The organism is Nonomuraea sp. NPDC049419 (assembly GCF_040676995.1).
Taxonomy (GTDB): domain Bacteria; phylum Actinomycetota; class Actinomycetes; order Streptosporangiales; family Streptosporangiaceae; genus Nonomuraea; species Nonomuraea salmonea.
In genome coordinates this window covers 352,751-374,081 of sequence record NZ_JBFAQB010000007.1, presented here as the reverse complement: position 1 = coordinate 374,081, position 21,331 = coordinate 352,751, and the positions used below count along the sequence as shown (strand labels likewise).

The 21,331-nt window shown below is 71.7% G+C and carries 20 protein-coding genes; 14 read left to right on the top strand and 6 right to left on the bottom strand.

The window, feature by feature from the left end; all coding sequences use genetic code 11:
- The first annotated feature begins 33 nt into the window (after positions 1-33).
- The 8 genes from AB0K12_RS23635 to AB0K12_RS23600 all read left to right on the top strand — a co-directional run bounded on the left by AB0K12_RS23635 (position 34) and on the right by AB0K12_RS23600 (position 9,014).
- A complete protein-coding gene (locus AB0K12_RS23635; protein WP_364564957.1) occupies positions 34-1,251 on the top strand; it encodes a M20 family metallopeptidase in 1,218 nt (405 codons plus the stop codon).
- A 10-nt stretch (positions 1,252-1,261) separates the two neighbouring features.
- Entirely contained in the window at positions 1,262-2,242 is a 981-nt protein-coding gene (locus AB0K12_RS23630) for a zinc-dependent alcohol dehydrogenase family protein (RefSeq protein WP_364564955.1), read from the top strand.
- 145 nt (positions 2,243-2,387) lie between these two features.
- Positions 2,388-4,217 carry an ABC transporter substrate-binding protein gene (locus tag AB0K12_RS23625; protein WP_364564952.1) on the top strand — a complete coding sequence of 610 codons (1,830 nt, stop codon included), beginning with the start codon at positions 2,388-2,390 and terminating at the stop codon, positions 4,215-4,217.
- A gap of 3 nt (positions 4,218-4,220) precedes the next feature.
- Positions 4,221-5,228, top strand: coding sequence for an ABC transporter permease (locus AB0K12_RS23620; RefSeq protein WP_364366512.1), 1,008 nt, complete (start codon positions 4,221-4,223; stop codon positions 5,226-5,228).
- Positions 5,225-6,142 (top strand): ABC transporter permease, encoded by a 918-nt coding sequence (locus AB0K12_RS23615; protein WP_345401963.1) that lies wholly within the window; start codon positions 5,225-5,227, stop codon positions 6,140-6,142. Before AB0K12_RS23620 ends, AB0K12_RS23615 begins: the two co-directional genes overlap by 4 nt.
- Positions 6,143-6,145: 3 nt before the next feature.
- Complete coding sequence (locus AB0K12_RS23610; protein ID WP_364564945.1) at positions 6,146-7,132, top strand: ABC transporter ATP-binding protein; 987 nt, start codon at positions 6,146-6,148, stop codon at positions 7,130-7,132.
- Complete coding sequence (locus AB0K12_RS23605; RefSeq protein ID WP_364564941.1) at positions 7,129-8,139, top strand: ABC transporter ATP-binding protein; 1,011 nt, start codon at positions 7,129-7,131, stop codon at positions 8,137-8,139. Before AB0K12_RS23610 ends, AB0K12_RS23605 begins: the two co-directional genes overlap by 4 nt.
- On the top strand, positions 8,139-9,014 hold the full coding sequence (locus AB0K12_RS23600; RefSeq protein ID WP_364564934.1) for a GNAT family N-acetyltransferase: 876 nt from the start codon (positions 8,139-8,141) through the stop codon (positions 9,012-9,014). The genes AB0K12_RS23605 and AB0K12_RS23600 overlap by 1 nt, the downstream gene beginning before the upstream one ends.
- Positions 9,015-9,022: 8 nt before the next feature.
- Here AB0K12_RS23600 and AB0K12_RS23595 read toward each other — a convergent pair whose 3' ends face one another.
- Entirely contained in the window at positions 9,023-10,132 is a 1,110-nt protein-coding gene (locus AB0K12_RS23595) for a DUF1343 domain-containing protein (RefSeq protein WP_364564930.1), read from the bottom strand.
- Between the two features lie 57 nt (positions 10,133-10,189).
- Between AB0K12_RS23595 and murQ the strand changes: the two genes are divergently transcribed.
- From murQ to AB0K12_RS23580, 3 genes are all read left to right on the top strand, one after another.
- Entirely contained in the window at positions 10,190-11,089 is a 900-nt protein-coding gene (murQ, locus tag AB0K12_RS23590; RefSeq protein WP_364564927.1) for an N-acetylmuramic acid 6-phosphate etherase, read from the top strand.
- 64 nt (positions 11,090-11,153) lie between these two features.
- Positions 11,154-12,215: a serine hydrolase domain-containing protein gene (locus tag AB0K12_RS23585; RefSeq protein WP_364564922.1), complete on the top strand. Its 1,062-nt coding sequence runs from the start codon at positions 11,154-11,156 to the stop codon at positions 12,213-12,215.
- Between the two features lie 10 nt (positions 12,216-12,225).
- Positions 12,226-12,606 carry a VOC family protein gene (locus AB0K12_RS23580; protein WP_364564915.1) on the top strand — a complete coding sequence of 127 codons (381 nt, stop codon included), beginning with the start codon at positions 12,226-12,228 and terminating at the stop codon, positions 12,604-12,606.
- Here AB0K12_RS23580 and AB0K12_RS23575 read toward each other — a convergent pair.
- Positions 12,603-13,490 carry a TIGR03619 family F420-dependent LLM class oxidoreductase gene (locus tag AB0K12_RS23575; RefSeq protein WP_364564910.1) on the bottom strand — a complete coding sequence of 296 codons (888 nt, stop codon included), beginning with the start codon at positions 13,488-13,490 and terminating at the stop codon, positions 12,603-12,605. The two genes, AB0K12_RS23580 and AB0K12_RS23575, sit on opposite strands and share 4 nt — an antisense overlap.
- A gap of 65 nt (positions 13,491-13,555) precedes the next feature.
- On the opposite strand from AB0K12_RS23575, the gene AB0K12_RS23570 reads away from it, so the two are divergent.
- Entirely contained in the window at positions 13,556-14,413 is an 858-nt protein-coding gene (locus AB0K12_RS23570) for a phosphotransferase (RefSeq protein WP_364564902.1), read from the top strand.
- 59 nt (positions 14,414-14,472) lie between these two features.
- A complete protein-coding gene (locus tag AB0K12_RS23565) occupies positions 14,473-14,736 on the top strand; it encodes a zf-TFIIB domain-containing protein (RefSeq protein WP_364564895.1) in 264 nt (87 codons plus the stop codon).
- A 77-nt stretch (positions 14,737-14,813) separates the two neighbouring features.
- On the opposite strand, the gene AB0K12_RS23560 is transcribed toward AB0K12_RS23565, so the two are convergent.
- Together AB0K12_RS23560 and AB0K12_RS23555 are read right to left on the bottom strand one after the other, a co-directional pair.
- Entirely contained in the window at positions 14,814-15,788 is a 975-nt protein-coding gene (locus AB0K12_RS23560) for a hypothetical protein (RefSeq protein ID WP_364564888.1), read from the bottom strand.
- Positions 15,789-15,826: 38 nt separating this feature from the next.
- Entirely contained in the window at positions 15,827-17,428 is a 1,602-nt protein-coding gene (locus tag AB0K12_RS23555; RefSeq protein ID WP_364564882.1) for an ABC-F family ATP-binding cassette domain-containing protein, read from the bottom strand.
- A gap of 349 nt (positions 17,429-17,777) precedes the next feature.
- Here AB0K12_RS23555 and AB0K12_RS23550 point away from each other — a divergent pair, with 349 nt between their 5' ends.
- Positions 17,778-19,532 carry a long-chain fatty acid--CoA ligase gene (locus tag AB0K12_RS23550; protein ID WP_364564877.1) on the top strand — a complete coding sequence of 585 codons (1,755 nt, stop codon included), beginning with the start codon at positions 17,778-17,780 and terminating at the stop codon, positions 19,530-19,532.
- A gap of 33 nt (positions 19,533-19,565) precedes the next feature.
- Here AB0K12_RS23550 and AB0K12_RS23545 read toward each other — a convergent pair whose 3' ends face one another.
- Together AB0K12_RS23545 and AB0K12_RS23540 are read right to left on the bottom strand one after the other, a co-directional pair.
- A complete protein-coding gene (locus AB0K12_RS23545) occupies positions 19,566-20,657 on the bottom strand; it encodes an acyltransferase family protein (protein ID WP_364564870.1) in 1,092 nt (363 codons plus the stop codon).
- Positions 20,654-21,274 (bottom strand): TetR/AcrR family transcriptional regulator, encoded by a 621-nt coding sequence (locus AB0K12_RS23540; protein ID WP_364366483.1) that lies wholly within the window; start codon positions 21,272-21,274, stop codon positions 20,654-20,656. Before AB0K12_RS23540 ends, AB0K12_RS23545 begins: the two co-directional genes overlap by 4 nt.
- Positions 21,275-21,331: the final 57 nt, after the last annotated feature.

Below are 21,331 nucleotides of genomic sequence, written 5' to 3'. Positions count from 1 at the left end.
GACTTCCCGCCCGGCAGGTGAACAATGTTGCTCATGTCGTTCACTGAAACCGCCCAGGACATGCGGGACGAGATCGTCCAGCTCAGGCACTCCCTGCACACCACCCCCGAGATCGGCCTGCACCTGCCGCGCACCCAGGAGAAGGTGCTCGCGGCTCTTGAGGGCCTGCCGCTGGAGATCACGACCGGGTCCGCGCTCAGCTCGGTGACGGCGGTGCTGCGCGGCGGTAAGCCCGGTGGGCAGCAGGGGCCCGCGGTGCTTTTGCGTGGCGACATGGACGCGCTGCCGGTGGCCGAGAAGAACGACCTGCCGTACGTCTCCCAGTTGCCGGGCCAGATGCACGCCTGCGGCCACGACCTGCACACGGCGATGCTGGTGGGGGCGGCGCACCTGCTGAGCGGGCGGCGCGACGAGCTGGCCGGTGACGTGATCTTCATGTTCCAGCCGGGCGAGGAGGGCCACGACGGCGCCAAGCGCATGATCGAGGAGGGCGTGCTGGAGGCGGCGGGCGCGCGGCCGGTGGCGGCGTACGGGATGCACGTGGTGTCGTCGGTCCTGCCGCAGGGGCTGTTCGCGTCGCGGCCCGGGCCGCTGATGGCGGCGGCCGACACGTTCAAGGTGACGGTGAAGGGGCGCGGCGGCCACGGCTCGACGCCGCACCTGTCGCTCGACCCGATCCAGGCGGCCTGCGAGATGGTGACGTCGCTGCAGGCCATGGTGACCAGGACGTTCAACGTCTTCGACCCGGTCGTGGTGACGGTGGGCAGGTTCCAGGCCGGCTCGGCCGACAACGTGATCCCCGACGAGGCGCACTTCGAGGCGACGGTGCGGACCTTCAGCAAGGAGAACAGGGCGCTGGCCAAGCGGCGCCTGGTGGAGGTCGTGGAGGGCATCGCGGCGGCGTACGGGCTGGGCGTGGAGCCGTCGTTCGCGATGGGCTACCCGGTGACGGTGAACGACAGGACCGAGGCGGAGTTCGCCGGCGCGACGGCCGACGAGCTGTTCGGGCCCGGCCGCTACGCCGTCTCGCCCAACCCGATCATGGGTTCGGAGGACTTCTCGTACGTGCTGGAGAACGTGCCGGGCGCGTTCGTGTTCCTGGGCGCCTGCCCGCCGGACCGCGATCCGGCGACCGCCCCCTACAACCACTCCCCCGACGCGCTCTTCGACGACGCGGTCCTGCCGGACGGCGCCGCGCTGTACGCCTCGCTGGCGGCCTCCAGGCTGGCGCAGGAGGCGACGAACGGATAGGGGTGGCCATATGCGTGCCTGGGTGGTGGAGCGGCCTGGACCGATCGCGTCGGGGCCGCTGCGGCTGATCGAGCGGGAGGCGCCCGTGCCGGGGCCCGGCGAGGTCCTGGTGAAGGTGGAGGCGTGCGCGGTGTGCCGTACGGACCTGCACCTCGCGGAGGGCGACCTGGCGCCGCGCCGGCCGCGCACCTCGCCCGGGCACCAGGTGGTGGGCAGGATCGAGGGCGCCGGCCCGCGAGCGGGCAGGCGGGTGGGCGTGGCGTGGCTGCGCTCGACCTGCGGCCGGTGCCGGTACTGCCGCAGGGGCATGGAGAACCTGTGCCCCGGCTCGACGTACACGGGGTGGGACGCCGACGGCGGCTACGCCGAGTACGTCGTCGCCCGCGAGGACTACGTCTATCCGCTGCCCGGCGACCGCCCCGCCGAGTGGCTGGCGCCGCTGCTGTGCGCGGGCATCATCGGCTACCGTGCGCTGGCCAGGTGCGACCTGCCGCAGGACGGGCGGCTCGGCATCTACGGCTTCGGCTCGTCGGCGCATCTGACCGCGCAGGCGGCGATCGCGCGCGGGGCCACGTTGCACGTGGTCACGCGGTCGGAACAAGCACGTAGGCTGGCGCTTGAGCTGGGCGCGGCCTCCGCGGACGCGCACCGGCCGCCCGAGCCGCTGGACGCGGCGATCCTGTTCGCGCCCGTCGGCACGCTGGTGCCGCCCGCGCTGGAGGCGCTCGACCGGGGCGGGACGCTCGCCGTGGCGGGCATCCACCTCACCGACGTCCCGGCGCTCGACTACGACCGGCACCTGTTCCAGGAACGCACGCTGCGCAGCGTGACGGCCAACACCAGGGCCGACGGGCACGCCTATCTGGAGCTGGCCCTGTCGCACCCGCCCAGGGTGTCGGCGGTGGCCTACCCGTTCGAGGAGGCGGACCGGGCGCTGGCCGACCTGGCCGCCGACCGGGTCAACGGTGCGGCCGTCTTGGTGCTGACCTGAGGTTTTACTTGATGGCGCTTAGCGCCACTTCCTACACTCATGAAGGAAAGTTACATTAGCCTCACAACCGCTGGAGATTATTGACGCCGATCTGGCGCGATCGTAATGTCCGGTCAATCCCTAGAGACATCCCCCGGAGCGGCAAATGAAGCGACTGGCAGCGGTAGTGGCGTTGCTGGGTCTTGCCACCGCGACTGCGGCGTGCAGCGGTGGCACCACCAACAAGTCCGGCTCGGGCGGTGGCGGCGGCGGGCTCTTCACCACGATCGACGTGAACAGGCCGGGCCTCGAGGCGTCGGCGCCGGCCAACCCGTACAACCCGAAGGGCAACTCCTTCCCCGGCTACAGCTCCATGAAGCTGGGCTGGGTCGTCAACCACCTGACCGACCCGAACAAGGCCCTGCCTGGTCTTGCGGCGAGCTGGGAGCTCGCGGACGACAACTCCGCGATCACATTGAAGTTGCAGCCCAACGCGAAGTGGTCCGACGGCAAGCCGGTCACGGCCGAGGACGTCAAGATGTCCATCGGCATCGCCTACACGCAGGGCAGCACGGCGTTCTCGACCACCCCGGGCGCGGCGGGCGCCGCCGCGGAGGTCGAGGTGGTCGACCCGCAGACCGTGAAGATCACGCAGGACATGGCCAACCCCAGCCCCAAGTTCGCCCGCGGCGTGCTGGACACCACGATCCTGCCGGCGCACGTGTGGAGCAGCGTGCTCCCCGCCGACTTCTGGGACAAGCTCAAGGCCGCGCGCGGCGACGGCGCCGAGGCCGAGAAGGCCCGCGAGGAGATCACGTCCCTGGGCGAGAAGGTCATCGCCTTCGCCCCGCCGAAGGACGTCTCCGCCGGCCCGTTCGTGCTGGAGCGGGTCAACCCCTCCGAGGCGCTGCTGATCAAGAACAAGTACTTCTTCAACGCCGCCAACGTCGCTCCTTCGCAGGTGAAGTTCCTCAACTACACCGGCAACGAGCAGATCTGGAACTACCTCACCGCCGGCAAGCTCGACCACGCCGGGTTCACGGCCGCGCCGACGGACGTGATGAACCGGATCAAGGCCGCCTCCGGCAACGAGGTCATCAAGGGCTACTCGCCGGTGGCCGTGGGCATGGCCTTCAACCAGACCAAGAAGCCGTACGACAACGTCCACGTGCGCAGGGGCCTGGCCTACCTGATCGACCGCGACCAGGTCACCAAGGTCGCCTCGCCCGAAGGCGGCACGGCCGCCGCCACGACCAGCGGCATCCACCAGAAGGCCGCGCAGGCGTGGATCCCCGACACGGTCCCGCAGCTCGAGCCGTACAAGGTGGACCTGGCCAAGGCCGAGACGGAGTTCAAGGAAGCCGGCCTGGTCAAGAAGGACGGCAAGTGGACCCTGGCCGACGGCACGCCGTGGAAGGTCTCCATGCACGCGCCCGCCGGCTTCTCCGACTGGCTGTCGGCGCAGGAGAACATCAAGGGCCAGCTCATCAAGGCCGGCGTGGACGCGGAGGTCGTGACGACCGCCGACTACCCGCTGTACCTGGAGGAGCTGGCGGCCGGCAAGTACGACGTCGGCTTCTGGCTGATGGCGCTCGGCCCCGCGCCGTACGACATCTTCCAGCGCCTCTACGGCGCCTCCAACGGCTGGACCAACGTCGCGGGCAAGGTCACGCACAGCGCACCCGGCAAGAACAACAACTGGATGGGCGGCCCCGAGGAGATCGAGGTCGACGGCGAGAAGATCAACCCCGGTGAGCTGACCGCCGAGCTGAACTCCGCCGACGAGGAGGCCGCCAAGCCGATCATGGCGAAGCTGGCCAAGGCCGCCAACCAGGACCTGCCGGTCATCCAGCTCTGGGACTACGTGAACACGCAGTTCGTCAACAACAACCGTTTCACCGGCTGGCCCCACGACGACGAGGTCCTGCGAATGGGCACCGGCGTGCTCCCCTCCGGCGTGTGGATCCAGCAAGGTCTGATCAAGGCGAAGCAGTAGCCTATGACGTCCATCGCACGGCGACTCGCGGGCCACCTGGCCCGCGGGTTCGTCATGATCCTCGTTGTCGCGACGATCAGCTTCTTCATCATCAACAACATCCCGGGCGACCCCATGGCCGCCCGCTACGAGAAGCTGATCGAGGGCGGCATGGCCCCCGAGGCGGCCCAGCAGGCGGTGAAGGTGCTGTACGGCTTCCAGCCGGACGGCACGCTGTGGCAGCAGTACAGCGAGTACATCACCGGCCTGCTCCGCCTCGACCTCGGTGTCTCGGTCACCAGGCCCGGCACCCCCGTGCTCGACGTGCTGACCGACGCGGCCAAGTGGACCGTTCTACCGGTGCTGGCCGGCACGCTGCTGAGCTTCCTCGTCGGGATCATCCTCGGCGTGTACGCGGCGATCAAGCGCACCGGCAAGCTCGGCGACGCGCTGTCCATCTCGGGCTCGCTGCTGCACGGCATCCCGCAGTACGTGCTGGCGATGCTGCTCGTGGTGATCTTCGCCACGCTCATCCCCATCCTGCCCGCCGACGGGTCGGTGGACATCCTGTACGAACCGGGGTTCAACGCCGGCTACATCGGCTCGCTCGTCGAGCACGCGATCCTGCCGGTCCTGACGTACGCGCTGTCGGCGTACGGCGGATGGATCCTGGCGATGAAGTCGAGCGTCGTGACCGTGCTCGGTGACGACTTCATCCTGGCCGCCGAGCTGCGCGGGATGAAGCGCTCGATCGTCTTCAGGTACATCGCGCGCAACGCGATCCTGCCGCTGTTCACCATGCTCGCCCTGTCACTGGGGCTGCTGCTCGGCGGCGCGGTCTTCATCGAGAAGATCTTCAACTATCCGGGCCTCGGCTGGCTGCTGATCAGCAGCGTCACCGACCGCGACTACGCCCTGATGGGCGGCGCCTTCCTGCTGATCACGGCCGGGACCATCATCGCCAACATCGTGGCGGACCTGTTCTACACGGTCATCGACCCGCGGGTGCGCAGCGGAGAGGAGGCGTCGTGAGCGCCACGCTCATTCCGGAGACCGGTGCGGGCACCGGCTCGGCGGCCTCGGCCATGCGCCGCAACTTCTGGCGCGGCGTGTGGCGGGTGATGAGGCGCAAGCCCAGCCGCATGGTCGGCGTCGTCATCCTCGCGGGCTTCGTGATCATGGCCGTCGTCGGGCCCATGCTGCTGCCCGCCAACCTGCCGGGCGACACCAACGCGATCACCCAGCCGCCGAGCTGGGAGCACTGGTTCGGCACCGACCCGCAGGGGCGGGACGTGACCGCGCTGGTCATCAAGGGCTCGCGCTACGTGCTGCTGACCGCCGCGGTGACCGCGGTCATCACGGTCGTCGTCGGCACCGCGATCGGATTGTTCTCCGGCTTCCGCCGGGGCCGCTGGGACACCGTGCTCATGCGGCTGACCGACATGAAGCTCACCATCCCCGGCCTGCCGCTGCTGCTGGTCCTCGCGACCGTGTGGCGCTTCAGCAGCCCGGTGCAGATGGGCCTCGTGCTCGGCCTGCTCGGCTGGGGCGGCGTGGCGCGGGCCGTGCGCTCGCAGACGCTGTCGCTGCGCGAGCGCGGGTTCATCGAGGCGGCGCGCGGGCTCGGCCTGTCCACGACGCACATCATCGGCAAGGAACTGCTGCCGAGCATGGCGCCGTACATCGCCATGAACATGCTCATCTCGGTCACCGGTGCGGTCTACTCGCAGGTGGGCCTGTTCTTCCTGGGCGTGCTGCCGTACGAGTCGGACAACTGGGGCGTGATGCTCAACCTGGCCGTGTTCCAGGCGGGCGCCATGATCACGCCGAACGCGCTGGGCTACCTGCTGGCTCCGCTGCTGGCGATCCTGCTGCTCACGCTCGGGATCGTGCTCGTGGTGGACGCCATGGACGAGATCTTCAATCCCCGGCTGCGCGAGGAGTAGAGGGTGAGCAACAAGGCGCCCGGAGTGCGCATCGGCGGCCTGACGGTCGTCTACAAGACCCCCGCGGGCGAGCTGCCCGCCGTCAGGGACGTCAGCCTGACGCTGGAGCCCGGCTCGATCACCGGCATCGTCGGCGAGTCGGGATCCGGCAAGTCGACGCTCGCGCTGTCGCTGCTCAACGCCGTGCAGCCGCCCGGCAGGATCGCGGCGGGCAGCGTCGAGATCGACGGGCTGGGCGACGTGGCCGCGCTGTCGGGCGAGCAGCTGCGCAAGGCGCGCGGCAGGCACATCGGCTACGTCTTCCAGGCCGCCCAGAACTCCCTCAACCCGCTCAAGCCGGTCGGCAAGCAGCTGCTCGACCTGGGCCGTTCGCACGGGATCGAGGACCTGCGCGGGCTGGTGCGCGAGGCCAAGGAGCTGCTCGGCCGGATGGGCATGGACGGCGCCCGCGTGCTCGACTCGCACCAGCACGAGCTGTCCGGCGGCATGCGCCAGCGGGTCGGCATCATGCTGGCGCTGGTGCTCAACGCCCACCTGGTGGTGCTGGACGAGCCGACGACCGCGCTCGACATGATCACCCAGGCGAACATCCTGAAGATCGTCCGCGAGGTGCACGCGGAGCGCGGCCTGACCACGCTGGTCATCACGCACGACATCGGCGTGGTGGCCGAGGTCGCCGACCGGCTGGCCGTCATGTACGGCGGCCGCCTCGTCGAGCAGGGCCCCACCAGGGAGGTGCTCGGCGCGCCCAGCCACCCGTACACGCGCGGCCTGATCAAGGCCATCCCGCGGCTCGTCGGCGACATCGACGAGGCGCAGGCGCTGCCGGGCCGGCCGCCCACGCTGGCGACCGTGCCCGAGCAGGGCTGCGTGTTCAGGGAGCGGTGCGCGCTGCGCATGGACGTGTGCGACACCGTGGACCCCGAGGCCGTCGAGCACGGCACGCGTACCGTGGCCTGTCACGCCGTGACCGTGAAGGAGCACGCATGATCACCGGAACCGGCGTCGTCAAGACGTTCAAGCAGCGGGGCAAGGTGCTCGGCGCCCGCGAGGTGCGGGCGCTGCGGGGCGTGGACTTCGCGATCCCCAAGGGCGGCGCGGCCTCGTTCATCGGCGAGTCCGGGTGCGGCAAGACCACGCTGGGGCGGATCATCGCGGGGCTGGAGTCGTACGACGAGGGCGAGATCGCGATCGACGGCGTCGAGCTGTCGGGGCTGAGGCCCAAGCAGCGCCAGCCGCACTTCCGCAAGATCCAGATGATCCACCAGGACCCGTACTCGGCCCTGAACCCGACGAGGACCGTCCACCAGACGCTGTTCGCGCCGCTCAGCCTGCGGGCCAGGCAGACCGGCCGCTCGCGCGCCTGGATCGAGGAGCGGGCCGCCGAGGTGCTCTCGCTGGTCGGCCTCGACCCGGGCTCGGTGCTGTCGCGCTACCCGCACCAGCTGTCCGGCGGCATGCGGCAGCGCGTGGTCATCGCCCGCGCGCTGACCGTGGACCCGGAGATGCTGGTGGCCGACGAGGCCGTCTCGATGATCGACGTCTCGCTCCGGCTGGGCATCCTCGCGCTGCTGAAGGACCTGCGCGAGCGGCTCGGCGTGAGCGTGCTGTTCATCACGCACGACGTGGCGACGGCCCGCTACATCGGCGGCGACGGCGAGCTGTACGTCATCTACCGCGGCCAGGTCGTCGAGCACGGCCCGGTGGACACGATCATCGCCGACCCGGTGCACCCGTACACGCAGTCGCTGCTGTCGGCCATCCCCGTCCTGCACGGCCTTGAGCAGCCGGGCGAGCAGCCCGTCGTGCCGCTGGAGTCGCTGGACGAGAGCCAGGCCGACGAGGGCTGCCTGTTCGCCCGCCGCTGCCCGTTCAGCACCGAGCGGTGCGCGTCGGAACGGCCGCTGCTGCAGCTCACCGAGGGCGTGCCGCAGGAGCACGCGTGCTTCCACCCCGAGCGCCGCAGCGTGATCGCCCGCCCGATGAGCGAGGTGTGATGACGCACTCCGTGCGGGAATTCGACGCGGGGGAGGCCGCACGGGTGGCCGAGTCGGCGCTGACGTTCGACGCCGGCGAGGGCGCCGCGCTGGTGCGCGGCCTGGCGCGGCCCCCGGCCGAGCGGCGCTGGACCGCGCTGGCCGTGGACGGCGGCGTGGTGATGGTCTCGCTCAACTCGGTGAACCCGGCGGTCGGTCACGTCGACCTGCTGGCCGTGGAGCCCTCGGCCCAGGGCGCCGGGCGCGGGCGGGCGCTCGTGCGGGCGGCCGAGGACTGGCTGCGCGGCCAGGGCGCCCGCGAGGCCCGCTTCGCCGGCAACCCGCCCTGCTACGCCTGGCCCGGCATAGACGTGCGCTACACCGCCGCCGCGTGCCTGGCCGAGCGCCTCGGCTACGAGCGCTACGAGGTGGCCTGGAACATGACCGCCGACCTGCGCGACGCCGACCTGTCCGTCGAGGAGGAGCTGGCCGCCCTCAAGCGCGCGGGCGTGTCCGTGCACGGCCTGGGCGGGCCCATGGACGCCGGGCCGGATCGCGAGCGGGTGGCGGCCTTCGTCGCCGGGCATTGGAACGATCGCTGGGCCTGGGAGGCGGTCAACGCGGCCGGGCTGCACTACGCGGAACGCGAGGGCCGCGTCCTCGGCTTCGCGGCCTGGGGAGCGCGGCCGTCCTGGTTCGGCCCCATGGGCACCGCGCCCGACGCCCGCGGTCTCGGCCTCGGGCGCGTGCTGCTGCGCAGGTGCCTGGCCGAGCAGCGGGCCGCCGGGCAGGACCACGCCCAGATCGGGTGGGTGGGGCCGTTGCGGTTCTACTCGCGCGCCGTGGGCGCGCGAGCCGAACGCGTCTTCTGGCTCTACCGGCGCGATCTGGCGTGATGGGCCGGTCAGTACAGAAGTCCTCCCTCAGGGTGGGCGGGCGGCGGGCACAGCTCGCGCGGGTCCCCACCGGCCTCCAGGCACTTCTTGAGCGTGCCGGACCCCCACAGGTGGTCGAGGAACAGCTCAGGGCCCTCCCAGCGCAGCTCGTCCGGGTGGAGGGTGCGGGCCACGTGCAGCATCGACAGGCCCGTCAGCACCGGCCGGAACGCGGCGGGGTCGTGCACGTGGAGCTGCACCCCCCGTACGGGGACGCCGGCGTGCTTGTGGAACGTCGGCGTGAACCACGCCTCCCTGAACCGCACCCCCGGCAGCCCCAGCTCGCCGAGCGCCGGGACGAAGCGCTCGTCCAGGTACGGCGCCCCGACCAGCTCGAACGGCCGGGTGGTGCCGCGCCCCTCGGAGAAGTTGGTGCCCTCGAACAGGCCGGTTCCCGGATAGACCAGCGCGGTCTCCGGGGTCGGCATGTTGACCGACGGCATCACCCAGGGCAGCCCCGTGCCGGCGTGGGTCATCTCCCGCCGCCAGCCCTCCATCGTGACGACGGTCAGGTCGAGGTCGAAGCCGTACAGGCCGGCCAGTTCCCCCGCCGTCCTGCCGTGCCGCAGCGGCAGCGGGAAGCGGCCGACGAAGCTCGCGTACGCCGGGTCGAGCAGCGGCCCCTCCTCGACCGTCCCGCCCAGCGGGTTGGGCCGGTCCAGCACCACGAACCGCAGCCCCAGCCGTGCCGCTGCGGCCATGAGGTCGTACATGGTCCACACGTAGGTGTAGAAGCGGGCGCCCACGTCGGCGATGTCGAAGACCAGCGTGTCCACCCCGGAGGCGGCCACCACCGCGTCGAGGGCGTCGCCGGAGAGCTTGTGCGTGTCGTAGACCGGCAGCCCGGTCCGCTCGTCCACGCCGTCGGCCTCGCTGCCCGCGGCCTGCGCGGTGCCGCGCATGCCGTGCTCGGGGCCGAAGAGCGCGGTCAGGTTCAGGCCCGCCGCCAGCAGGGCGTCGGGTGTGGGGGTCAGATCGGGCAGGACGCCGGTGGGGTTGGTGATCAGGCCGAGGCGCGTGCCGCCCGCCAGGGCGGGATCCGCGGCCAGCCGTTCGGCTCCTGTTCGTACGTGTGGCATGAACCCATTGTCTGAAAGATATTTACAAGAGAGAAGTAGAGGGTGGAAATTAGCGACATGATTGATCCGCTATCAGAGCCGTCCACCGAGCAGAGCGACCCCCGCTACGCCCAGATCGACCGGCTGCCGACCCTGCAGCTCGCCCGGCTGATGAACCAGGCCGACGCCGCCGTGCCCGCCGCCGTCGCGGTGGTGCTCCCGGCGATCTCGGCGGCGATCGACGCCATCGCCGCCAGGATGGGCCAGGGCGGCCGGCTGCTCTACGTCGGCGCCGGCACGTCGGGGCGCTTGGCCGTGCTCGACGCCAGCGAGTGCCCGCCGACGTTCGGCACCGACCCGTCGCTGGTGCAGGGCATCATCGCCGGCGGGCCGGACGCGCTGACCCGTTCCGTTGAGGGCGCCGAGGACGACGCCGAGGCCGGCGCCGCCGCGCTGAAGGACCTGGAGGTGGGACCGCTCGACTCGGTGGTGGGCGTGTCCGCCAGCGGGCGGGCTCCTTTCGTGCTGGGCGCGCTGGCGGAGGCGCGCGGCCGCGGCGCGCTGACCGTGGGGCTGTCGTGCAACGACGACGCGCCGCTGTCGGCCGCCGCCGAGCACGCCATCGAGGTGGTCGTGGGGCCCGAGGTGGTGACCGGCTCGACGCGGCTGAAAGCGGGCACGGCCCAGAAGCTCGTGCTGAACATGATCTCGACGATCTCGATGGTCAAGCTGGGCCGCACGTACGGGAACAAGATGATCGAGATGTCGGCCATGAACAGCAAGCTCGCCGGGCGGGCGCTGCGCATCGTCAGCGACATCACCGGGGCCGACCAGGAGACGGCCGGCGCGGCGCTGGACGCGGCGGGCGGCCAGGCGAAGGTCGCGGTGCTGATGATCAGGCACGGCCTCGACGCCGACGCGGCCAGGGCGCTGCTGAGCTCGCACGGCGAACGCCTCAGCGACGCGCTCAGCGGCTGAGCCGTCCGGGCGGGCGGCTGAACTCACGGTGATGGGGATGGGGATGGGGATGAGGAGGACGGGGATGTCGGACCGGCTGGAGGCGATCCTGGCGACGGCGGTGCCCGAGGTCTGCCCCGCCGCGGTGGCGCTGATCGCCGTGGACGGCTTCGTGGCCGCCCAGGCGTCCGCCGGGGAGCTGGTGCGGTACGCGGACGCCGGCGGCACGCTCGCCGCCTGCCGCCCGCCGGCCCGCCGCGACTCGATCTTCGACCTGGCCTCGGTCAGCAAGCTGTTCACCACGACGGTGCTGCTCTCGCTGGCCGAGCAGGGCAGGCTGGACCTCGACGCGCCGGTGACCGCGCACCTGCCGGCCGCCGATCCCCGCATCACCCCGCGCCACCTGCTCACCCACACGGCGGGCCTGCCGCCGACCCGCCGCATCGACCAGGAGCTGCCGGACGCGGACCCCGGCGACCGCCTGGCCGCCATGGTCGCCACGCCGTCCGAGCATCCGGTCGGCGGCCCCTACCTCTACAGCGACGTCGGCATGGTCATGGCCGGCCGCCTGGCCGAGCTGACCGGAGGGGCGCCGCTGGACGTGCTGGTACGCCAGCGGGTCACCGGCCCGCTGGGGCTGTCCGACACGGGCTACCGGCCCGGCCCCGAGGTGCTCGGCCGGGTGGCCGCCACCGAGTGGAAGGCCGAGCGGCCAGGGCCCGGCTGCGTGCGGGGCGAGGTGCACGACGAGACCGCGTACGCGCTCGGCGGCGTGGCCGGGCACGCGGGCGTCTTCGCCCCCGCCGACGACCTGCTGGCCTTCGGCGAGGCGCTGCGGCTCGGCGGCGGGCCGGTGCTGGGCGCGGCGGCCGTGGCGGAGATGACGCGCGACCAGGGCGCCGAGGGGGCGCCGTTCCGTCACGGGCTGGGCGTGCGCATCGGCGATCCGGGCCTCGTGGGGCCGCTCAAGGACGCGTACGGCCACTCGGGCTTCACCGGCACGTCCCTGGTGGTCGACCCGGCCCGCCGCCTCACCGTGGTGCTGCTGACGAACGCCGTGCACCCCGTACGCGGCCGCGAGGGCGTCAGGGAGCTGCGGAACGCGGTGGCGGAGGAGGCGGCCCGCCTGTCCGGCCTCCTGACGTAGCCTGCGAAGTATGAGCGTCAAGCTGAACCACACGATCGTCCCCGCGAGTGACCGGGACGCCACGGCGGACTTCCTCGTGGACGTGCTCGGTCTCGAGCCGGCGCCGGTCTACGGGCCCTTCCGCGTCGTCACGCTCGCCAACGGCGTCTCGCTCGACGTCGTGCAGGCCGGCGATGACGTGCCGCAGCAGCACTACGCGTTCCTGGTGAGCGAGGAGGAGTTCGACCGCATCTGGGGCCGGATCAAGGAGCGCGGGCTGACGTACTGGGCCGATCCGTACCACCGGGAGCCGGGGCGGATCAACACCAACGACGGCGGGCGCGGGCTCTACTGGTCCAGCCCCGACGGGCACAACCTGGAGATCATCACCGTGCCTTACGGCGGCGGCTAGGGAGCCAGCGCCTCCAGGGCCTCCTCGGCCCTGCGCATCGCCTCCCTGGGGCCGGCGGCCGGGATGTCCTGGTCGAAGTTGAGGTCGTGGAAGACGTCGGTCACGCCGACCGCGCCCAGGGCCGCCACGTCGCGGCGGATCTTGTCGTACGTGCCCGACAGCGGCCGGTCCTCGTCGGCGGCCCGCACCCGCGTCACCCCGCGCACCACGAAGCGGAACGCGCCGGGGTCGCGCCCGGACGCCGCCAGCTCCGCCTTGATCATCTCGATCCTGGTGCCGATGGCCGTCAGGTCCTCCCTGCTGGAGCTGACCCACCCGTCGGCCAGCCGGGCCGCCCTGCGCAGCGCGGCGTCGGCCGACCCGCCGAGCAGGATGCGCGGCGGCCCGGGCTCGGGCTTGGGGTCGATGTGGGCGGGCGGCACCCGGTAGAAGTCGCCGCTGTGCTCGACCACGTCGTCGCTCCACGCCCGGCGCAGCAGCTCGACGAACTCCTCGCCCCTGCGCCCGCGCCGCTCCATGCCGACCCCGCTCGCCTCGAACTCCTCGGGCAGCCACCCCAGGCCGATGCCGGCGGTGACCCGGCCGCCGGACAGCGTCTGCAGGGTGGCGAGCTGCTTGGCCAGCAGGATCGGCGGCACGTACGCGTTGATCACCGCGACGCCGAGCCCGATGCGGCCTGTCACGGCCGACACGTGGGACAGCGTGATCAGCGGGTCGTGGACGGCGCGGTAGGTGGGGCCCATGGTGCTGCCGACCGGATAGAGCAGCCGCTGGAACGTCCACAGCTCCGCGTAGCCGAGTTCCTCGGCCCGGACGGCGACGCGGCGCATGTGCTCGGGCGTGGCCCACGGCCCTGACACGGGTACGGCGAAACCGATTCTCATGCGCCCAGTTTTCCCTACGCCGCCGCCGGGAGCCGCGCCACCTGCGGACGAAATAGGCTGTACGCGTGGGTCTCGAGGAGGAGCTGGCGGGCATCGCCGCCGCGTACGGCGGCACCGGCACGCCCGTGTGGCACCCGACGCGCACCGACGTGAAGGTGTTACGGCTGGGCGAGGTCGTGGTGAAGGCCCACTCGGCGCGCGACGACGCCGAGTCGCTGCGGCCACGGCTGCGCGCCGCCGCGTCGGCCGCGGTGAGCGGCGTGATGCTGGCCCCGCTGGTGCCCGAGGTGCTGCCGGCGGCGGGGCGCGCGGTCACGGTGTGGCCGGCCGGGCGGCCGATCTCGCAGGACGACGACCCTGGCGCGGCTCCCTGGGAGGAGGGCGCCCGGCTGCTGGCCAGGCTGCACGCGGTGCCGCTGACGTTCCTGCCCGCGCTGCCGCCCGCCGGAGGCCCGGCCAGGGCGGCCCGCGCGGTCGATCGCATGCCGGGTGACGGGCCGGTCGAGCAGCTGATCAGGCGGGCGTTCAAGGAGCTGCCCGAGCCGCCGCCGCTGCCCGGGCTGCTGACGCACGGCGACTGGCATCTCGGCCAGCTCGTCCACCGCGACAGGTGGCTGCTCATCGACGTCGACGACCTGGGCGTGGGCGACCCGGCGTGGGACCTCGCGCGGCCCGCCGCCTGGTACGCGGCCGGCCTGCTCGAACCGGCCGTGTGGGAGCGGTTCCTCGGCGCCTACCTCGCCTCCGGCGGGCCCGCGCTGGGCCCCGGCGACGACCCGTGGCGCCGGCTCGACGTGCCGGCCAGGGCGCTGACCGTGCAACTCGCGGCGGTGGCGGTGGTCAACGCGGGCCGCGAGGGCCGGGAACTCGACGAGGTCGAACATTCGTTAGTCGAGGCGTGCAACAGAATCGTCAGGGCGTGACGGCGTTGCGCGCGGTAGGTTTCAACCCTGAGACCTCGAAGTCAAGGAGAGCGACTTAGATGCAGTGCCCCAAGTGCCGCGGGAACATGCGGACCTATGAGCGCAACGGCGTCCACATCGAGCAGTGCGACAACTGCCGGGGTATCTTCCTCGACTACGGCGAGCTCGAGACGCTGACCCGGATGGAGTCGCAGTACCACGCGGCTCCCCCGCCCCCTCCGACGGCTCCCGGGCCGGCCTGGGGAGCCCCCCACCACGGCGGCGGCCACCACTACGGCCACCACCGCCAGCGCAGCTGGGTGGGCATGCTCTTCTCCACCTGATCCCTCTTGAGGCCGCGCCCCGCCAGGGAGCGCGGCCTTTCCCGTCGCCGGGCTCCCCGGCGGGCCCCGTCGCGGGTCTAGCCCGGGAAGTCCTCGGGGTCCACCGGCGCGGTGCGGGCGTTGCCCCCGCTGATCGTGTGCAGCGTGAGCCGCCAGTCGTGCCAGAGGATCTGCGTCGCCGTGTACGTCGTCTTGAACTTCACGGTCTTCTCGAAGCGTTCGAAGCTGCAGTCGCGGGTGAAGGCGCCTGACGTGCCGTCCCAGTCGGTGCCGTGCGTGAAGTAGATCTTGTAGTTGCCGTCGCGCACGCCCTTGACCTTGAACGTCGCCTTCCTGCGCACGTACACGCTGAACACCTTGCTGCCGCCCCTCAGCGCGGTCACCACGGCGTCGAGGCTGCCGCCGTTGTCGATCTCCAGCGAGCTGCGGCCGTCGAGCGTGCCGCCCTTCTTGACGAACGCGCCGTTGCGCAGCCGCCGCGTGCGCCGCTCGCCCGCCTTGACCGTCACGACGTCGGCCGGGTAGTCGCCGGCGGTCTGCAGGGCGCGGCCCGCCTTGTCGAGCGCGGTCAGCTTGTCGCCGAGGTCGGTGAGCACCGCCGACGGGGTGCACAGGTCGCGGGAGCCGACCTTGCCCGCGGTGGAGCCGAGGCCGGTGGCGACCTCGCGCAGGCTGGCGACGTACGCCTCGTGCTGGGCGCGTACGGCGTCGGGCGGGGTGAGGGCGGACAGCGCCTCGGCGGCGCCGCTCAGCGCCTCCTCGGCCCGTCCCACCCGCGTGTCGAGCGCCTTGACGCCGCGTGCCTTGGTCAGGCCGCTGATCGCGTCGGTCATCGCCTTGCGCCGGCTCTCCAGCTCGCCCTTGTACGCCTCGGGCGTCAGCGCGGCCGAGGTCTCCTTGCCCTTGGTGGCGGGGGCGGTGCCCTCGCCGCCCGCGACGCCGCTCACCTTCGACTCGCCCCCGGTGGGTGACTCACCGGCCACTGAGCACGCGCCGAGCGTGGTGAGGGTCGCCAGAGCGAGAACGGAGGAGATCAACCGGGGTGTAGCCACCTGCCACACTATCTCCGGGTTGATCCCCAACCGTCAATTCACGATTCCGACAGTCCCTCCACCCGGTCCTGCCGCAGCCACCGGGTGATCCCGAGCGTCTCCAGGAACGGCAGGTCGTGGCCGGCCACGATCAGTGCGCCCCGGTACGCCGCCAGCGCCTCGGCCAGTTGCCTGACGCCGGACAGGTCGAGGTTGTTGGTCGGCTCGTCGAGCAGCAGGAGCTGCGGCGGCGGCTCGGCCGACAGCAGCGCGGCCAGCGTCGCGCGGAAGCGCTCGCCGCCCGACAACGTGCCCGCCCGCCGCTCGGCCCGCTCCCCGCGGAACAGGAAGCGCGCCAGGCGGGCGCGCACCTCGTTGACCGACGCCGACGGCGCCACGGTCCTGACGTTGTCCACCACGCTCAGCTCGTCGTCCAGCAGGTCGAGCCGCTGCGGCAGGTAGCGGACGGGCACGTTCGCGCCGTGCGTGAGAATGCGCTTGAGCAAGGTGGTCTTGCCGGACCCGTTCGGCCCGAGCAACGCGATCCGCTCCGGCCCCCGCACGACCAGCGTCTCCACCACGCTCCTCCGCTCCTGCCCCTCTTCCACCTCCGGCTGACCAGGCGGGTCGAGGGGGAGGGTGAGGACGATGCGGCCCTGGGGGACCTCCGTGCCGGGGAGTTCGATGCGGATCTCGGCGTCGTCGCGGACCGCCTGCTCGGCCTCGCGTAGCCGCTCGCGGGCCTCGGCGAGCCGCTCCTCGTGGAGTGCGCGCTGCTTGCCCGCCGTGACCTGGGCCTTGCGTTTGAGCGCGCCGGCCGTGAGCTTGTCGACCTTGTTGGTGGCGAAGGCCTTCCTGCCGGCCCTGGCGCTGCGCTCCAGCCTGGTCCGCGTCTCGATCAGCTCGCGCCGCCGGCGGCGCACCTCGCCCTCCGCCGTGCGCACGACGCGCTCGGCGGCCTCCTGCTCGGCGGCGACCTGATCCTCGTACGCGCTCAGATTCCCGCCATACAGGCGGACGACGCCGTCGCGCAGCTCGGCGATCTGGTCGGCCAGCTCCAGGAGCGCCCGATCGTGGCTGACGACGAGCAGCACGCCCTGCCAGGTCTCGACGGCGGCGTAGAGCCGCTGCCTGGCCGCCAGGTCGAGGTTGTTGGTCGGCTCGTCGAGCAGCAGCACGTCGGGCCGCTTGAGCAGCTGCGCGGCGAGCGCGACCATGACGGCCTCGCCGCCGGACAGCGTGCCGACCGTGCGGTCGAGCCCGACGTGGGCGAGCCCGAGCCGGTCGAGCTCGGCCCGGGCGCGCTCCTCGACGTCCCAGTCGTCGCCGACGGCGGCGAAGTGCTCATCCGCCACGTCGCCGCGCTCGATGGCGTGCAGCGCGGCCCGCGTACGGGTGATCTCCAGCAGGTCCGACACGGTACGCCCGGCCCGCAGCGGCACGGTCTGCGGCAGGTGACCGACCACGCCCGCCACGGTCACCGACCCCGTACGCGGGGTCAGCTCACCGGCGATGATCCGCAGCAGCGTGGACTTGCCCGACCCGTTGACCCCGATCAGCCCGGTACGCCCGTCGGGGAAGGCCGCGTCGAGCCCGTTGAGCTGGCTGGTGCCGTCCGGCCAGGAGAAGGACACATGGTCCACGACAATCGAATACGCCATGAAGCGGCTCCCATCACAAAAGTCGAAATTTCGCGACTTGAGCGGGAATCACCGCATACGCACGCGCCTACGAGGGAGCTCGGAGAAGAGCCCATCGGCCTGGAAGGGACGAGGAGCCGTCAGAGGTCCAGGAGACGCGCGCAAGCCTCTGGCGTGGCCCGGAACGGGCGTGCACGGCAGGGCGGAACGGCGCGGTGCCCGCGACCTCAGATCCTCACGTCGGCTGCCCCCGCGAATCGGCGATGAGACGGTCGGGAGCATACGTCACGCCCCACGGCATGGCAAGAACCATCGACTGGAGCACCACCGCCGCCTTAGAGTCGGGCCATCACCCCCCAGGAGGTCAGGCATGTCCAGCATTCCCTCCCTGCTCCGCGACCGGATCGCGGCCACTCCCGACGCCGAGGCGTACCGCGTGCCCTCGGACGACGGGTGGACCTCGTTGTCATGGCGCGAGGTGGGCGACCGGGTGCGCGGGCTGGCCCTCGGCCTGGCGCAGCTCGGCTCGGGCCCCGGCACCCGCGTGTCGATCCTCTGCTCGACCCGCCTCGAATGGATCCTGTGCGATCTCGCCGTGCTGGCGACCGGAGCGGCCACGACCACGATCTACCCGTCCAACACCGCGGCGGAGTCCGCGTTCATCATCAACGACTCCGGCAGCACGATCGTCGTCGCCGAGAACGACGACCAGGTCGCCAAGCTGAGGTCGGTGCAGAAGGAGCTGTCCGGCGTCACGCACGTGATCGTCATCGACGGCGCGGCCGGTGACGACGGCTGGGTGATCCCGCTCGCCTCGGTCGCCGCGAGCGAGGGCGACTACGACGCCATGGTGGACGCCATCGCCCAGGACTCCCTGGCCACACTCATCTACACCTCGGGCACCACCGGCCGCCCCAAGGGCGTCGAGCTGACCCACGACAACTGGCTCTACACCGCCGAGGCGGTCCGCGAGGTCGGCCTCATCTCCCCCAGCGACCTGCACTTCCTGTGGCTGCCGCTGTCGCACTCGTTCGGCAAGCTGCTGGAGGTGGTGATGATCGGGCAGGGCGTGCCGACCGCGATCGACGGCCGCCTCGACAAGATCGCCGAGAACCTCGGCGTGCTGCGGCCGACCGTGATGGCCGCCGCGCCGCGCATCTTCGAGAAGATCCACAACACGGTCGTGGCGAACATGCGCAACGACGGCGGGCTCAAGCTGCGCATCTTCGAGTGGGCGCGCAGGACCGGCATCAGGGTGAGCAGGGCCCGCCAGCGCGGCGTGCCGGTGCCGGTGACCACCCGCGCCGAGTACGCGCTCGCCGACCGGCTGGTCTTCGCCAAGCTGCGCGAGCGGTTCGGCGGCCGGATCCGCTTCTTCATCTCGGGCGCGGCCCCGCTGTCGCAGGACATCGCCGAGTTCTTCGACGCGGCCGGCCTGACCATCCTCGAGGGGTACGGGCTCACGGAGTCGTCGGCCGGCACCTTCCTCAACCGGCCGGAGTCGGTCAAGTTCGGCACGGTCGGGCTGCCGTTCCCCGGCACCGAGGTGCGCGTCGCCGACGACGGCGAGATCCTCATCAAGGGGCGCGGCATCATGCGCGGCTACCACGGCCTGCCGCAGGAGACGGCCGAGGCGCTGGAGGACGGCTGGCTGCACACCGGCGACATCGGCGAGGTGGACGAGGCCGGGCGGCTGCGCATCACCGACCGCAAGAAGGAGCTGATCAAGACCTCGGGCGGCAAGTACGTCGCCCCGACCTACCTGGAGGGCCGGATCAAGGCGGCCTGCCCGTACGTGTCGCACGTGTTCGTGCACGGCGACCGCCGCAACTACGTCACCTGCCTGGTCACCCTCGACATGGAGGTGGTCAAGCCGTGGGCCGAGGCGGAGTCGCTGCCCCTCGACCCCGAGGAGCTGCGCGAGCACCCGCGCATGCGCGCCGAGGTCGAGAAGGCGATCGAGCAGGTCAACGCGGGCGAGGCCGGCTACGCCACGGTCAAGAAGTTCGCGATCCTGGCGAGCGACTTCACGGTGGAGACGGGTGAGCTGACCCCCAGCCTCAAGATCAAGCGCAAGGCCGTCGAGGAGCGCCACGGCGGCGTCCTCGACGCCTTCTACAGCTGAGCACGCTGGTCGCGGCCGGGCCCGGGAATGGGCTCAGAGCACCCTCTTGGCGCCCGGCAGCGACCGCACCAGATAGGCCAGCCCCCAGCACAGCGGCAGCGCGAGCACCAGCATGATCGCGAACTTGACGATGGCGATCGCCTGGATCCAGCTCAGCGCGTGGCCGAGCCCGACCAGCACGAGCGGGTGCAGGATGTAGACGGTGAAGGCGTGCTGGGCGAGGAAGCGCCCGCGCGGCCCCTGGGTGCTGAACCGCTCCCTGAACAGCACGGTCAGCCCGATGATCATGCTGACGGCGAAGACCGACTCCCACAGCGCGGTCAGCGTGCCGGACACGAGGCCGGTGGTCACGAGCGAGGCGGGGAGCACGGTCGCGCTCGCCCCGGCGGCCGTGAGCAGCCCGATCCGGCCGGCCCGCGCGGGCAGCGAGGCGAACCAGCCGCGCCGCCAGGCCACGCATCCGGCCGCGAACATGGCGACGTACTGCGGCAGGAAGCTGACCGACGGCAGCCCGAGCACGGGGATGTACGTGCCGGTCGGCACCGGGATCCGCCACAGGGCCGTCACGGCCGCGAGCCCGAGCGTGAACAGCACGACCTGCCGCGCGCGCAGCGGGACGTCCGCGCGCTCAGGCGCCGGCCTGCGGGCCCGCCAGGCGGCGTAGACCAGCGCGAACACGATCAGCACCTCGGCGAACCACATCGGGCCCGGGTCCCAGGAGAACAGGTAGAACTGCCAGTACGGCATGCCGGGCAGGTCCGCCAGCGCGCCGAAGTTCACCATCGGGCGCAGCACCACGAGGAAGGCGAGCAGCGGGACGCCGAGCCTGATCAGCCGGTCGCGCACGAACGCGCGCCCGCCCTTGCGCGCGTGGGAGCCCGGCGTGAAGAAGCCGGAGATGAGGAAGAAGAAGCCCATGAAGAACGCCTGGTTGAAGACCACCAGGAGGTCCAGCAGGCCGCCTGAGGGGTCGCGGGCGGGCTCCAGGTAGAACCAGACGGGGATGTTGCCGTACGTGATGGCGACGTGGTGGGCGACCACCAGCACGGTCAGCACGACGCGCAGGTTGTCGACGGCGTGGAGCCTGGTGGTCCTGGTGGCGGGGGCGGCGGTCTCTGTCGTCATGCGCGGCAGGCCCTTTCGAAGAGGTCGGCGAGCTCGGTGGCGTGGGCGTCGAGGTCGTGGTCGGGGTGGGCGGCCCAGTAGGCGAACATGCTGTCGATGGCGGCCGAGTGCGTGACGGCCATGACCCGGGTGTCGAAGCTCCTGAACTCGCCGCTCTCCTGGCCCATCCGGTAGAAGTACTCAAACGTCTGGTAGATCGGCTCGCTGGTGTGCACGCCGTAGCGGGGCTGACCGTCGGCTCCCCTGAAGTTGTTGAAGATCTCCCCGAGGGCCGCGAGCTGGGTGCGGTGGCCGCGCATGTGCTCGGCCACGGCCAGCACGTACGTCCTGAGCAGCTCGCTCGCCGTGGTGCGGCCCTCCATCCTGGCCGCGACGTGCTCGGCGATGCGTCCGTAGGTCCGCTCGACCACCTCTTCCATCAGCTCGTCCTTGCCGGCGAAGTGGTAGGAGATCACTCCCTTGCTGATGCCGGCGTGCTTGGCGATCCGGGCGAGCGACGCCTGGCCGTAGCCGGCCTCGGCGATCACCTCGATGGCCGAGGCCACGATCTGCGCCCGCCTGGCCTCCTCGATGAAGGAGCGGGACTTCTGGCCGCCCGGCTCATTTTCTGACCGCATGGCCAAAATTTAACACACATGGCCAGAAAGCACGACGACCCCCCGCTTCCGCGGGGG